Genomic DNA, 14,182 nt, shown 5'->3' with positions numbered 1-14,182 from the left:
GTCGTCAGAACCCGAGGAGCACCATGATCCGCACCCGACGCGCCGCCCGTCGCCTGCTCGCCGCCGCGAGCCTCGGCGTGGCGGGCGCGCTCGTCCTGTCCGCGTGCAGCGCCGACACGTCGAGCCCCGACGCCACCGCCGCCCCCGAGTGGGATTACACCGTCCAGACGGCCGCGCCGTCGGGCGACATCGACTCGTTCTCGTGGGTGAGCTACTCCGAGCCCTACTCACTCGACTACGCGTACGCGTTCGACTACGCCGACAACCAGGTGCTCTCGAACGTGTGCGAATCGCTCCTGCGCCTGAACCCCGACTACACGCTGACGCCGGGGTTGGCGGAGGCGTTCGAGCACCCGACGCCCGAGACGTGGGTCTACACGATCCGCGACGGCGTCACGTTCCACGACGGCACCCCGCTCACGGCGGCCGACGTGGTCGCATCGATGAGCCGCCACCTCGATCCCGAGGTGGGGTCGTCCTGGTACTCCGTGTACCAGAACGTCGCCTCGATCCAGCAGACCGGCGACCGCCAGGTCACCGTCACCATGAACCAGGCGGACTCGCAGTTCAACCTCGCGATGGGCGGCGCGGCGGGCGTCGTCGAGTCGGCGGCGACGCTGGCCGACAAGGGCGCGGACTACGGCAACTCGTCCGGGCTGGTGAACTGCACGGGCCCGTTCGAGCTCAGCGAGTGGAAGTCGGGCGAATCCGTGACGCTGACCCGCTACGACGACTACTGGGACGCCTCGCTGCGCGCCAAGGCGGGCGAGGTCGAGATCCTGTTCATGACCGACGCGAACGCGCGGGTCAACGCGCTGAAGTCGGGCGAGGTCGACGGCGGCTGGATGATCCCGACCGACGCGATCTCCCAGCTGCAGTCCTCCGGCAAGGGTGATATCCACTTCGGCCTCAACACCGCTGTCGGCAGCCTCGTCGTGAGCAACCTGGAGGGTCCGCTCGGTGACGAGCGCGTGCGCAGAGCGCTGCTGATGGCGATGGACCGGCAAGGGATCCTGGATGCAGCGGCCAAGGGCTACGGCGAGGTCACCGACGTGCTCACCACCGAGTCGGTCTGGGTCGGCGCCGGCGACGCGGCGCTGAAGGAGGCGTTCGACGGGCTCGAGGAGTATCCGTACGACGTCGAGGCGGCGAAGAAGCTCATCGACGAGGCAGGAGTCACAGGCGAGGAGATCGTGATCGCGACCGCGCCGATCAGCAACGACTTCACCGTCATCTCGCAGGGCGCGGCCGCCGCCGCGCAGTCGATCGGCCTCACGGCGACCATCGAGACGGTGAGCCCGAGCGCGTACACGGCGCTGTTCTCCGACCCGAGCGCGCGCGAGGGCATCGACCTCTTCTACACGTCGTGGTACCTGTCGAGCCCGGATCCGCTCGAGATGTACAGCGTGCTGCGCACCGGCGAGTTCAGCAACTACGGCAACTGGAGCGACCCCGAGTTCGACGCCCTCGTGAACGAGGCGGTCGCGATCGACGACCCGGCGGCGCGCAGCGAGGTCACCGCTCAGGCTCAGCGCATCGCGAACGCGCAGCTGCCCTGGCTGCCACTGTTACAGGGCCCGATGACGCTGTTCCTCGGCGACCGGGTGACCGGCGTCGCCCCGTCGGTGGCGTTCATGTACTACCCGTGGGCGGCGACCATTGGCTCCCGTTGACGTGAGCGCGGACCCGGCGGTCGCCGCCGGGCCCGGCCCGGATCGGCGGCGGGCCGGAGGGAGCGGGGGAGCGACGATCGCCGTCCGTCGGATCGCCGGCAGACTCGGCGGGCTGCTGCTCACGCTCTTCCTGGCATCCGTGCTCGTGTTCTTCTCGCGCTTCCTGGTGCCCGGCGACCCTGTGGCGTTCCTGCTGCGGGGCCGCAAGCCCAGTGCCGAAGCGGTGGCGCAGATCACCGCGCAGTACGGCCTCGATCTCCCGCCGTGGCAGCAGTACCTGAACTGGGTGGCGGGGCTCTTGCAGGGCGACCTCGGGCGCTCGCTGCAGTACCGGCAGGACGTCACTGTGGTGCTCGGCGAGCGGCTGCCCGTCACGCTCGGCCTGGTCGTGATCGCGGGCACGGTGATCGCGGTCGTCGGCCTCATCGCCGGCGCGGTCGCCGCCCTCCACCGGGGCCGCCTCGCGGACCGCTCGATCCTCATCGGGCTCACCGTGCTTGGGGCGATCCCGTCGTTCGTCGGATCGATCGTGCTGATCGCGGTGTTCGCGGTGCAGCTCGGCTGGTTCCCGTCGTTCGGGTCGGGCGAGGGCTTCTGGGACACGGTCTACCACCTCGTGCTTCCGTCGATCGCCCTCGCGGTCGTGTTCGTCGTGCTGGTGGGCAAGGTGACGCGTTCGTCGATGATCGACCAGCTCGACCGCGAGCACGTCGAGGTCGCGATCAGCCGTGGCATCAAGCGCGGTACGGTGATCCGCCGTCACGTGTTCCGCAACGCCGTCGGGCCGATCCTGACGGTGAGCGGGATGCTGGTGGCCGGGCTTCTCGTCGCGAGCTCCATCGTCGAGGCGGCCTTCGGTCTCGCCGGCATGGGGTCGCTCCTCGTGCAGTCGGTCGACCGTCTCGACTTCCCCGTCGTGCAGGCGATCGTCCTCCTCGTCGTGACCGCTTTCGTCCTCGTGAACGCCGTGATCGACGTCCTCGAACCCTGGATCGATCCCCGATCCGCTGCCGGAGCCGGTGCCCGATGACGACCACGCCCACACTCGCCGTCAAGGTGCTGCGCGCGCCGCGGCGGCCTCGCACCAGCCTGACGCTCGCGATCGCCCTCGGCGTCCTCGCGGCGATGACTCTGGCCGCGATCTTCGCGCCGTTCCTCGCCCCGTACAACCCCGACGCCGTCGACTTCGCCGCCGTGAACGCGCCGCCGAGCCCCGCGCACTGGCTGGGCACCGACGGCCTCGGCCGCGACACGCTGAGCCGTCTCATCTACGGCGCGCGCACGGCCCTGCTCGGCCCGCTCCTGGTGGTGATCGCGTCGACCCTGCTCGGCATCCTCCTCGGTCTCGTCGCCGGCTGGCGCGGCGGCTGGATCGACTCCGTGCTCGGTCGCCTCTTCGACGTGCTGTTCGCCTTCCCGTCGCTGCTCATCGCGATCATGGCGGTCGCGCTGTTCGGCAAGGGGCTGGTCGCTCCCGTCATCGCGATGAGCATCGCGTACGCGCCGTTCGTCGCGCGCCTCACCCGCTCGCTGATCGCGGCCGAACGCACGAGGCCCTACGTCGCGGCGTATCGCGTTCAGGGCTTCGGCGGTGGGTGGATCGCGCTGCGGCGCGTGCTGCCCAACGTCACGCCGGTCGTCGGGGCGCAGTCGACGCTCAACTTCGGCTACGTGCTGGCCGAGCTCGCGGCCCTGTCGTTCCTCGGCCTGGGCGTGCAGCCGCCCGCCGCCGACTGGGGCGCGATGATCAACGAGGCGCAGGCCGGGCTCATCGGCGGGCACTTCCTGCCCGCGATCGTGCCGGCCGTCGCCGTCGTCGTGGTCGTCGTGGCCGTCAACGTCATCGGGGAAGAGCTCTCCGACCGCATCGGTGGGGAGATCCCGGCATGAGCGTACCCGAGACCGTGGTCGATCCGGTCGACACCGCTGCGACCGCGGCCCCCGCGAACGCCCTGCTCGACATCCGCGACCTCGCGCTCGACCTGCGGGACGGAACGCGGCTGCTGCACGGCATCTCGCTGTCGGTCGCCGCGGGCGAGACCGTCGGCCTCGTCGGCGAGTCCGGGTCGGGCAAGTCCCTCACCGCCCGCACGGTGCTGGGGCTCGTTCCCGACCGCTCCACGATCACGGGCGAGGTCGTGCTCGACGGGGCCGGAGTGCTCACCGCACCCGCAGCCGGGCTCCGGCAGCTGCGCCGCCATGGCGCGGCCATGATCTTCCAGGATCCGCGCGCGGGCATCAACCCGATGCGCACGATCGGCGACCACCTCACCGAGGCGCTGCGCCTCGCGGAGGGATGGTCGACGGATGCTGCGCGCGCACGCGCCGTCGAACTGCTCGAGGCGGTGCGTCTTCCGCGCCCCGAAGATCACCTGCGCCAGTACCCGCACGAGTTCTCGGGCGGGATGCTGCAGCGGGTCATGATCGCAGGAGCCCTGACCACGTCGCCGAAGCTCCTCGTGTGCGACGAGCCCACGACGGCGCTCGACGTCACGACGCAGGCCGAGATCATCGGCGTGCTCGCCGAGCAGCGCGCGAGCCGCGGCATGGGCATGCTCTTCATCACGCACGACCTCAACCTCGCCGCCTCGCTCTGCGATCGCGTCTATGTGATGAGCGGGGGCCAGGTCGTCGAGCACGGGCGCGCACACGAGGTGCTGCGCGACCCCCGGGCCGAGTACACGCGGCGCCTCGTCGCGGCGACCCCGACGCTCGTCGGCGCCGCGGCCCAGCACAGCATCGGAGGTTCTGCGCGACACGCCGGGCCGCAGCATCCGTTCGCCGCCGCGTCGTCGGCGATCTCCGATTCTGTGCACGGCGAGATGGTGGCGGATGCTGCCGACCCGGCCGCCGCAGCGCCGCCGATGCTCGAGGCGGACGGGGTGTCGAAGACCTACGTGCGCCGCGGCAAGGAGCCGGTGCGCGCGGTGATCGACGCGTCGGTGGCGGTGCCTCGCGGCGGTGCGCTGGGCGTGGTGGGCGAGTCGGGGTCGGGCAAGTCGACGCTCGCGCGCATGATCGTGGGGCTCGAGGCCGCCGACGCGGGCGACATCCGCATCGACGGTCGGCAGCGCAGCGCTGTTCCTCGCAACCGGCGCGACCGGCTAGCCCACGCGCGGAGCGTGCAGATGGTGTTCCAGGATCCGTACCTGTCGCTCGACCCGCGCATCACGGCGGGCCGGGCCATCGAAGACGCCCTGCGCCTGCACACGCGCCTGGGGGTGACCGAGGCGCGGTCGCGGGTGCTCGACCTGCTCGCCCAGGTCGGACTGGGGGAGAAGCACGCCGGCGCGCGGCCGCGGACCCTCTCCGGCGGTCAGCGGCAGCGTGTCGCGATCGCGCGCGCCCTCGCGATCGAGCCGGACGTGCTCGTGATGGACGAGGCGACGAGTGCGCTCGATGTCTCGGTGCAGGCGCAGGTGCTCGACCTGGTCGACCGCATCCGGCGGGAGCGCGGACTCACCGTGCTCTTCATCAGCCACGACCTCGCCGTCGTCAGGCGGGTGTGCGAGGAGACCGTCGTGATGCGCGGTGGCGAGATCGTCGAGCGCGGCCTGACGGCGGAGCTGCTCGCCGCCCCGCAGCACGAGTACACGCGGCTGCTCATCGACTCGGTGCCCAAACCCGGGTGGGACGCGGAGGCGGCAGGTGCCGAAGTCGAGGCTGCGGCGATCGACGGCGGTGGGTCGGACACGCACGCCGACGACGGCGATGCGCAGGCGCGGGCGGTGGAGACGGCGAACATCGAGGCGGGCGGGCAGGCGCGGTGACCCGTGTCCGGCGGAGGACGCCGGCGCGCGGGAGGATGGAGGGGTGTTCAGCGTCGAACTGATTCCGGATGCCGAGGTCGACCGCGTCGTGCGGGAGGACTGGGACCGGCTCCTCGGCGCCGACCTGCCGAGCTCGGGACGCAATCCCGCGCCGAGCAACCGCCCGCACGTCACGCTCGCGGTGCGGGATCATCTCGAGCCGTCGGCCTTCGCCGGCATCGCCGAGATCCTTCCCGTCCCCCTGGAGCTCGGAGGAGTGCTGCTCCTCGGCCACCGGGACCGGTACGTGCTCACGCGCCAGCTCGTCGTGAGCGCCGCCCTGCTGGCGATTCACCGTGTCGTGGCCGAGCTCGCCGGCAGGCCCGAGCCGCGCTATTCTACGACGGGCATCGACCACTGGACGCCGCACATCACCCTCGCGCGAGGGCTGACCGCGGTGCGGCTGGCGACGGCGATGCGCACGATCAGGGCCCCGCACATCAGCGGGGAGGCCGTGGGAGTGCGGGTGTGGGATGCCGAGAACCGCCGCGTCACCACGATCAGGTGAGCGCGGCGCGCGCTCCGCGAGCGCTCAGTCGGCGAGGGCGAGCGCGCGGAACGGCTCGCGCGGCGCGGCGGGTGGCTGCGGGGTCCGTTCCGGCTGCTGCCGTGCCCGCATGGTGCGCAGGTAGAGCTCGTCGATGAGGGCGGTCGCAAGACGCACGAGCTTCGCGATCTCGGCGTCGTCGCGATCGACCCACGCGCAGCGGGGCTCGTCGTCGACGGGTACGAAACCGTCGTGCTGCTCCCACGCGACCAGCGTGCGCTCGGCGCCCAGCACGTGCTGCTGCCACCACACCTGGCGGAGATACGAGCGCGGGATGCTGCGCCACGCCTTGTTCGTCGTCTTGATCTCGGCGAGGGTGATGCGACCGACCCCGTCCACCGCGATGCCGTCGGGCGTCGCGAGGTGCCTCTTCTCGACGACGGCGTGGAAGAGCGCCGACGACGGCTGGATGCCGTGGGTCGCCGCGACCCACGCGGCGATCTCGGGCTCCCGCGCGCGTCCGTGCGCGGTGTACGCGTTGCCCGAGAAGCCCGAGCCGAGGAGTTTCGCATCGGCCGCGCGGGCGATCGCCCTGTCGGAGGTGAGGGTCGCGACGTCCGTCGCGGTGATACCCCGGGACCGGGCGCGCACCCAGGCCACCCGGTCGCGCGAGTCCGCGACGATGCGGGCGGCGACCTCCGGTGCCTGCGCCGCGAGCCCGGACGGGCGCGCGGCGGAGTGCTCGGGAATCACCCTTCGAGGCTACGCCGCCGACCCGACATCCGCCGCCTGCGACGCACCGCGGTCGACAGACGAGGGTGCGCAAGGGGGGTTGCGGCGGGCTGTGACGGTGGCATCCTCGGGGGCATGGACACCATCACTTCAGCCGAGTTCCGCGCTTTCCCCGGTGTCGAGCACTGGCATCCGCGCGTGACCGGGGCGTTCGCCCTGTTCCGCACCGGCACGTTCGCGGCCGGGGCGCAGCTGTTCGGCGCGATCGCCGAGCTGGCGGAGGCGGCCGACCATCATCCCGACGTCGACGTCCGGTACACCTCCGTGCGCGTGCGGCTCACGACGCACTCGGCCGGCGGGCTGACGGAGAAGGATGCTGCGCTCGCCGCGCAGATCTCGCAGGCCGCGCGCGAGCTCGACATCCCGGCCGACACCGGGCGCATGCTCGACGTGATGCTCGCGGTCGCCACACCGGATCCGGGGGCCGTGGTGCCGTTCTGGAAGGCGGCAACCGGATTCTCGGAGGTGCGCGACGGCGTCCTGTTCGACAAGGACGGGCGCGGCCCGCTGATCTGGTTCCAGCCGGTCGACAAGCCGCTGCGAGGTCGGTCGCACCTCGACGTCAACGGCCCCCGCGACGTCATCGAGAAGCGGCTGGAGGCCGCGCTCGCCGCAGGCGGCGTCATCGTCGACGACTCGCATGCGCCCGAATGGTGGACGCTCGCCGACGCCGACGGCCACAAGGTCGACCTCTGTCCCTGGCGGGCCTGACCCCGCCGGCGCGCGGCCCGCCATCTCTCCTCGAGGTCAGAACGCTGCGGCGCCGGCCTCCGCGACGGTCTGGTCCTGCTCGCCCGAGCCGCCGCTGACGCCGACCGCGCCGACGACTTCGCCGTCGCGGGTAAGCGGCACTCCGCCCGCGAAGATGGCGACGCCGCGGCCGTGCGCGTTGGTGGTGTGGATGCCGAAGAACTGCTGCGTCGGCTGCGAATTGTCGCCGAGGTCCTTGGTCGAGATGTCGAACGCCTTCGACGTCCATGCCTTGCTGATCGAGATCTCGATGCTGCCGATCCAGGCGCCGTCCTGGCGCACGTGCGCGACGAGGTTGCCGCCCGCGTCGACGACAGCGATGTTCATGGGCTGGCCGATCTCGTCGGCGCGCTTCTCGGCGGCTTCGATCACACGGCGGGCATCTGCGAGGGTCACGGACATGGGGGTTCCTTTCATAGCGGGACGGATGCCTCGGGCCGAGGCATCCGTGTCGGTCAAGCGGTCTGGATGTAGCCGTTGGGGTTGAGCACGTACTTCTTGGCGGCACCCTGGTCGAAGTCGGCATAGCCCTGCGGGGCGTCTTCGAGGCCGATCGGGGTCGCGCCGACCGCGTCGGCGATGTGCACCTTGTCGTGCAGGATCGCCATCATGAGCTGACGGTTGTACTTCATGACCGGGCACTGCCCGGTGGTGAACGACAGCGACTTCGCCCAGCCGAGGCCGAGGCGCAGCGACAGCGAGCCCACCTTGGCGGCCTCGTCGATGCCGCCGGGGTCTCCGGTGACGTAGAGGCCGGGGATGCCGAGGGCGCCCCCTGCCGCAGTGAGGTCCATCAGCGCGTTGAGCACCGTCGCGGGCGCCTCGTGGGAGGCATCCGATCCGTGTCCTCTCGCTTCGAAGCCGACGGCGTCCACGCCAGAGTCGACCTCGGGGACGCCGAGGATCTGCTCGATCTGATCCTTCGGGTCGCCCTGGGAGACGTCGACGGTCTCGCAGCCGAACGAGCGGGCGCGGGCCAGGCGGTCGGCGTTGAGGTCGCCCACGATGACGACCGCTGCCCCGAGCAGCTGCGCCCCGACGGCGGCGGCGAGCCCGACGGGGCCGGCCCCGGCGATGTAGACGGTCGATCCCGGCCGGACGCCGGCGGTGTAGGCGCCGTGGAAGCCGGTGGGGAAGATGTCGGAGAGCATCGTCAGGTCGAGGATCTTCTCGAGCGCCTGGTCGCGGTCGGGGAACTTCAGAAGGTTCCAGTCGGCGTAGGGGACGAGCACGTACTCGGCCTGGCCGCCGACCCAGCCGCCCATGTCGACGTAGCCGTATGCGGAGCCGGGGCGGTCGGGGTTGACGTTGAGGCAGATGCCGGTCTTGCCTTCCTTGCAGTTGCGGCAGCGGCCGCAGGCGATGTTGAACGGCACCGAGACGATGTCGCCGACCTTGATGAACTCCACGTCGGGGCCGACCTCGACGACCTCGCCGGTGATCTCATGGCCGAGCACGAGCCCCGCCGGTGCGGTCGTGCGGCCACGCACCATGTGCTGATCCGAGCCGCAGATGTTCGTCGACACGGTCTTGAGGATCGCGCCGTGCGGCACCTTCCTGCCGACGTTCGCCGGGTTGACCCCGGGGCCGTCCTTGAGCTCGAACTCGGGGTAGTCGGTGTCGATGACCTCGACCTCGCCCGGCCCCTTGTACGCCACCGCCCTGTTCGCAGACATCGTCGTCCTCTCCGTCGCTCGACAGATTCGGCCGGCGACTTCGTCGTGCTGGGTCCGCTGAGAGCCTTCTCCTTCCGGAGGCCTCGCGCAATGGGGGCTCGATTTGGCGGACCGCGCGGCATCACGTACCCTTGTGGAAGCCGAAGACCGCTGGTCATCGACGTGCGTGCGAACGCATGGAGATCGAAGCTCTGCAACGCAGGGGCCCGCGCAGGTGTCACGAACGATTCTCCTGGATTCAGGAATCCCGCTCCGTGCGCTTGCGCCGGAGCTTTTTTGTTGCCGCGACGAGGATGACCGGGAGCCTTCGTCCGGCGCCCCGCCACCGCGGAGCGTCTCATTCACACAAGGAGTGGCCATGGCGCAGAAGGAAGCATCGGTCGCCGAGCTCACGAAGCACTTCGAGGACTCGACCGCCGTTCTGCTGACCGAGTACCGCGGTCTGACGGTTGCCCAGCTCAAGGAGCTGCGCAACAGCATCCGTCAGGACGCGGAATACGCCGTGGTGAAGAACACGCTGACCAAGATCGCCGCGAACAACGCGGGGATCACGTCGCTGGACGACGACCTCAAGGGTCCGTCGGCCATCGCATTCGTGCACGGTGACCCGGTCTCCGTCGCGAAGGGTCTCCGTGCCTTCGCCAAGGCACACCCTCTTCTCGTGATCAAGGGCGGTTTCTTCGACGGAAACCCCCTGAGCGCTGACGAGGTCAACAAGCTCGCCGACCTCGAGAGCCGTGAAGTCCTGCTGGCGAAGCTCGCCGGTGCGATGAAGGCCTCGATGACCAAGGCGGCAAACGTCTTCAATGCGCTTCCGTCGAAGGCCGTCCGCACGGTCGACGCGCTGCGCGAGAAGCAGGAGTCCGCGGCCTGACATCGGGCCTCGGCGTAGCAAAACCACAATCAAGGAGAAACATCATGGCAAAGCTCAGCACTGAGGAGCTGCTCGACGCGTTCAAGGAGCTCACGCTCATCGAGCTCAGCGAGTTCGTCAAGGCGTTCGAGGAGACCTTCGACGTCACCGCCGCCGCCCCGGTCGCGGTTGCCGCTGCGGGCGCGCCCGCCGGTGCCGCTCCGGAAGAGGTCGAGGAGAAGGACTCGTTCGACGTCGTCCTCGAGGCCGCCGGCGACAAGAAGATCCAGGTCATCAAGGTCGTCCGCGAGCTCACCTCGCTCGGCCTCGGTGAGGCGAAGGCCGTCGTCGACGGTGCTCCGAAGGCCGTCCTCGAGGGCGCCAACAAGGAGACCGCCGACAAGGCGAAGGCCGCTCTCGAAGAGGCCGGCGCGACGGTTACCCTCAAGTAATCCCGCGCTGCTTCTTGCAGCGATCCACGAAGGCCCCGGATGCTCGGCATCCGGGGCCTTCGTCGTTTTCGAGAACCGGTAGTTGGATCTGAGACTGCGCATTCTGTGAAACCCCTTTCTCACGAATCGGTCACGCTCCACCGTTGATTTCACTGCAGGGCTTGCGCTGCAGCATCCGTTCTGGCAAGAATGAGAAAGCGCATTCCAGAAAGCGCATTCTCACCCTCGAAGACGAGACCGGAGGATACGGTGACGACGACGCACCGCCCTAGAACGCTGCCGCCGGGCCGCGCATGCGGAGGCACCGCATGAGCGCGATCGGCGAGCTCGGCAAGCTCAAGACCGCGAAGAGCGACGGCAAGAAGCAGAACAAGGCCGCCTACCTCTTCCTCGCCCCGTGGTTCGTCGGGCTGGTCCTCATCACGATGGGCCCGATGGTCGCCTCGTTCGGGCTGTCGTTCACCCGCTACAACCTGCTCAGCGCGCCGAAGTGGATCGGACTTCAGAACTACGCCCGCATGTGGGAGGACGAGCGCCTCCACTCGGCGCTCCAGGTCACCTTCACGTACGTGTTCGTGTCACTGCCCCTGCAGCTCGCCGTCGCGCTGTTCCTGGCGATCGTGCTCGACCGGGGCCTTCGCGGGCTGGCGTTCTACCGCTCCGCGTTCTACCTTCCGTCGCTGCTCGGAGCGAGCGTCGCGATCGCGATCCTGTGGCGCCAGATCTTCGGCGTCGACGGCCTCGTCAACCAGGTGCTCGCGGTGTTCGGCATCCAGGGACAGGGATGGATCTCGAACCCCGATACCGCCCTCGGCACGCTCATGATCCTGAACGTGTGGACCTTCGGCTCGCCGATGGTGATCTTCCTCGCGGGCCTCAGGCAGATCCCGACGATGTACTACGAGGCCGCGGACGTCGACGGCGCCAGCAGGCGGCAGCAGCTGTTCCGCATCACGATCCCGCTGCTGACCCCGATCATCTTCTTCAACGCCGTGCTGCAGCTGATCGGCACGTTCCAGTCGTTCACCCAGGCGTACATCGTCTCGGGCGGCACCGGCGGCCCCGTCGACTCCACGCTCTTCTACACGCTGTACCTGTACCAGCAGGGGTTCACGAACTACAACATGGGCTACGCATCGGCCATGGCGTGGCTGCTGCTGGTCATCATCGGCATTCTGACCGTCCTGATGTTCTGGACCTCGAGATTCTGGGTTTTCTACGATGACCAAGATTGACGACGCCGCCATGCCGGCCCCGCTCGCGACCGAGACGATCGTCACAGGACGCCAGCCGCGCTCCCGCCGGCGGAGCGCCTTCCGCAGGCCGATGACGAGCATCGTGCGCCACACCCTGCTCATCGCGCTCGCGCTCGCGATGCTCTACCCCGTGATCTGGATGGTCGTCAGCTCGCTGCGGCCGAACGACGAGATCTTCCGCGATCCGAGCATCATCCCCGACAGCTTCGAGATCTCGAACTACACCGACGGGTGGAACGCGCTCGCATACCCGTTCAACGTCTACATGTGGAACTCGGCGCTGATCGTGATCGGCTGCATCGTCGGCAACCTCGTGTCGTGCTCGATGGCGGCCTACGCGTTCGCCCGCCTGTCGTTCAGTGGAAAGCGGTTCTGGTTCGCGGTGATGCTCCTGAGCATCATGCTCCCGATCCACGTCATCATCGTTCCGCAGTACGTGCTGTTCTCCCAGCTCGGCTGGGTCAACACGTTCCTGCCGCTCATCGTCCCGAAGCTGCTGGCGACGGACGCGTTCTTCATCTTCCTCATGGTCCAGTTCATCCGGGGCATACCGAAGGAGCTCGATGAGGCCGCGCGGATCGACGGGGCGGGCCACCCGCGGATCTTCCTGCAGATCATCCTTCCGCTGATGGTGCCCGCACTCGCGACGACCGCGATCTTCACCTTCATCTGGACCTGGAACGACTTCTTCTCGCAGCTGATCTTCCTGACCAAGCCCGAGCTGTACACCGTGCCGCTGGCGCTGCGGTCCTTCGAGGATGCGCAGAGCTCAACCAACTACGCCCAGATGTTCGCGATGAGCGTCGTGTCGCTCATCCCGATCTTCCTGATCTTCCTGTTCGGCCAGAAGTTCCTCATCAAGGGGATCGCGACGACCGGGATCAAGTGACGCTCGCGTCACGCACCTCTTCGCGGGCCGCCAGGCCCACCCTCATCACACCGCACCAACACCACTCACCGACTTCGGTGGAAAGGATGCAAGACATGCGACGCACCACAACCGCACCGCGCTGGTTGCTGCTGACCTCCGTCGGCGCAGCGACGATGCTGACGCTGACCGCGTGCGGGGGTCAGGCGGAGACCCCCGCCACCGGACCGACCCTGTCCGACGAACCCGTGACGCTCAGCTTCACCTGGTGGGGCAACGACGTCCGCCACGGCATCACGGAGGAGCTCATCGCCGCCTTCGAGGCCGAGCACGAGAACATCACCATCGAGCCGCAGTACACCGACTGGGCGGGCTACTGGGACAAGCTCGCCACCACAGTGGCCGCCGGAGACGCCCCCGACATCATCCAGATGGACGAGAAGCAGCTCTCGACGTACGCGGCGAACGGCGTCCTGCTCGACCTCGGAACCCTGGGCGACCAGCTGCCGACCGGTGACTTCCCGGAGTCGGTCCTCGGCACCGGCGCGCTCGACGGCACGCAGTACGGCATTCCGGTGGGCATCAACACCTACACCTACATGGCGAACGTGGATGTGCTCGACAGTCTCGGCATCGAGCTGCCCGACGATGAGACGTGGTCGTGGGACGACCTCAACGAGATCGCCGAGGAGGTGACCGCCGCCAGCGGCGGCGCGGTCGTCGGCTCGCAGTCGTGGGGCTTCGAGGACGGCGGCCTCAACAACTGGCTGCGCCAGCACGGCGAGTCGCTGTACGCCGAGGACGGCTCGCCCGAGGTGACCGCGAGCGAGAAGACGCTCGCCGCCTGGTGGCAGAACCTGCTCGACGTCACCGAGGCCGGTGGAACGCCCGTGCCCTCCGCGACGATCGAGCGCGAGTCCGCCGGACTCGCGGAGTCGTTCACGGCGACCAACCAGTCTGCCTTCGGACCGTGGTGGTCGAACCAGGTGGCCGCCCTCCGCGATGCGAGCGGCCAGAACCTGGTGCCGCTCATGGTGCCGACCCCCGACGAGGGCGAAGACGCCGCCGCGTACTACAAGCCCTCGATGTTCTGGTCGGCATCGGCCAAGACCGAGCACCCGGGGGAGGTCGCGCTGTTCCTCGACTTCCTCGCCAACAGCGAGGAGGCGGCCGACCTGCTGCTCGCCGAGCGCGGCGTGCCCGCCAACGACAAGATCCGTGCGTACATCACCCCGAAGCTCGACGAGGTCAACCAGGAGGTCGTCGACTTCCTCGACAAGATCGCGCCACGCGTCGGCGACGCGCCGCCGGCGACGCCGCCGGGCGGCGGTGCGATCGAGACGATCATCGATCAGCACACGCAGCGCGTGCTGTTCGGCGAGGTGACGCCCGAGGACGCCGCTGCGAGCTTCATCGCGGAGCTGCAGCAGGCGCTCGACGACGCGGCCATCTAGCCCACGAGCGGGGTCGCGACACAGAGCGCGCGACCCCGCCGTGCCCAGGACTGTCCGGGGCCGGACCGAAGTGATGAGGGGTCCGGTCCCGGGCGGGCGCCCCGACGCGGAA

At 69.3% G+C, this 14,182-nt stretch carries 14 protein-coding genes; 11 read left to right on the top strand and 3 right to left on the bottom strand.

Features of this window, described 5'->3' with window-relative positions; all coding sequences use genetic code 11:
* Positions 1–23: 23 nt before the first annotated feature.
* The 5 genes from J2Y46_RS17270 to J2Y46_RS17250 all read left to right on the top strand — a co-directional run bounded on the left by J2Y46_RS17270 (position 24) and on the right by J2Y46_RS17250 (position 5,990).
* Positions 24–1,673, top strand: a complete 1,650-nt coding sequence (locus J2Y46_RS17270) for an ABC transporter substrate-binding protein (protein WP_045300354.1) — start codon at positions 24–26, stop codon at positions 1,671–1,673.
* Between the two features lie 76 nt (positions 1,674–1,749).
* Entirely contained in the window at positions 1,750–2,703 is a 954-nt protein-coding gene (locus J2Y46_RS17265; RefSeq protein ID WP_045300612.1) for an ABC transporter permease, read from the top strand.
* Complete coding sequence (locus J2Y46_RS17260) at positions 2,700–3,563, top strand: ABC transporter permease (protein ID WP_310243893.1); 864 nt, start codon at positions 2,700–2,702, stop codon at positions 3,561–3,563. Before J2Y46_RS17265 ends, J2Y46_RS17260 begins: the two co-directional genes overlap by 4 nt.
* A complete protein-coding gene (locus tag J2Y46_RS17255; protein WP_310243891.1) occupies positions 3,560–5,443 on the top strand; it encodes an ABC transporter ATP-binding protein in 1,884 nt (627 codons plus the stop codon). Before J2Y46_RS17260 ends, J2Y46_RS17255 begins: the two co-directional genes overlap by 4 nt.
* A gap of 43 nt (positions 5,444–5,486) precedes the next feature.
* Complete coding sequence (locus J2Y46_RS17250; RefSeq protein WP_310243888.1) at positions 5,487–5,990, top strand: 2'-5' RNA ligase family protein; 504 nt, start codon at positions 5,487–5,489, stop codon at positions 5,988–5,990.
* A 24-nt stretch (positions 5,991–6,014) separates the two neighbouring features.
* Here the strand turns inward: J2Y46_RS17250 and J2Y46_RS17245 are convergent, their stop codons facing one another.
* Positions 6,015–6,722: a YqaJ viral recombinase family protein gene (locus J2Y46_RS17245; RefSeq protein ID WP_396653210.1), complete on the bottom strand. Its 708-nt coding sequence runs from the start codon at positions 6,720–6,722 to the stop codon at positions 6,015–6,017.
* Positions 6,723–6,836: 114 nt separating this feature from the next.
* Here J2Y46_RS17245 and J2Y46_RS17240 point away from each other — a divergent pair, with 114 nt between their 5' ends.
* Complete coding sequence (locus tag J2Y46_RS17240; protein WP_045300347.1) at positions 6,837–7,472, top strand: 4a-hydroxytetrahydrobiopterin dehydratase; 636 nt, start codon at positions 6,837–6,839, stop codon at positions 7,470–7,472.
* A gap of 36 nt (positions 7,473–7,508) precedes the next feature.
* Here J2Y46_RS17240 and J2Y46_RS17235 read toward each other — a convergent pair whose 3' ends face one another.
* Both J2Y46_RS17235 and fdhA read right to left on the bottom strand, forming a co-directional pair.
* Positions 7,509–7,913, bottom strand: a complete 405-nt coding sequence (locus J2Y46_RS17235; RefSeq protein WP_045300345.1) for a heme-binding protein — start codon at positions 7,911–7,913, stop codon at positions 7,509–7,511.
* 53 nt (positions 7,914–7,966) lie between these two features.
* Positions 7,967–9,187 (bottom strand): formaldehyde dehydrogenase, glutathione-independent, encoded by a 1,221-nt coding sequence (gene fdhA / locus J2Y46_RS17230; RefSeq protein WP_045300343.1) that lies wholly within the window; start codon positions 9,185–9,187, stop codon positions 7,967–7,969.
* Positions 9,188–9,545: 358 nt separating this feature from the next.
* Between fdhA and rplJ the strand changes: the two genes are divergently transcribed.
* The 5 genes from rplJ (at position 9,546) to J2Y46_RS17205 (ending at position 14,070) form a co-directional block, all read left to right on the top strand.
* Positions 9,546–10,061 carry a 50S ribosomal protein L10 gene (rplJ, locus tag J2Y46_RS17225; RefSeq protein ID WP_310243884.1) on the top strand — a complete coding sequence of 172 codons (516 nt, stop codon included), beginning with the start codon at positions 9,546–9,548 and terminating at the stop codon, positions 10,059–10,061.
* A gap of 44 nt (positions 10,062–10,105) precedes the next feature.
* The gene (gene rplL / locus J2Y46_RS17220) at positions 10,106–10,492 is read left to right on the top strand and encodes a 50S ribosomal protein L7/L12 (protein ID WP_045300341.1); all 387 of its coding nucleotides are present in this window, start codon (positions 10,106–10,108) and stop codon (positions 10,490–10,492) included.
* Positions 10,493–10,800: 308 nt separating this feature from the next.
* Entirely contained in the window at positions 10,801–11,727 is a 927-nt protein-coding gene (locus J2Y46_RS17215) for a carbohydrate ABC transporter permease (protein WP_045300339.1), read from the top strand.
* Positions 11,714–12,637: a carbohydrate ABC transporter permease gene (locus J2Y46_RS17210; RefSeq protein WP_211255936.1), complete on the top strand. Its 924-nt coding sequence runs from the start codon at positions 11,714–11,716 to the stop codon at positions 12,635–12,637. The genes J2Y46_RS17215 and J2Y46_RS17210 overlap by 14 nt, the downstream gene beginning before the upstream one ends.
* Before the next feature lie 95 nt (positions 12,638–12,732).
* On the top strand, positions 12,733–14,070 hold the full coding sequence (locus tag J2Y46_RS17205; protein ID WP_052676839.1) for an ABC transporter substrate-binding protein: 1,338 nt from the start codon (positions 12,733–12,735) through the stop codon (positions 14,068–14,070).
* The last annotated feature ends 112 nt before the right edge of the window (positions 14,071–14,182 follow it).

Source organism: Microbacterium sp. BE35, assembly GCF_031457705.1.
Taxonomy (GTDB): domain Bacteria; phylum Actinomycetota; class Actinomycetes; order Actinomycetales; family Microbacteriaceae; genus Microbacterium; species Microbacterium trichothecenolyticum.
Note: the sequence above shows the minus strand (reverse complement) of the source record. Positions and strands in the feature narration are given on the sequence as shown.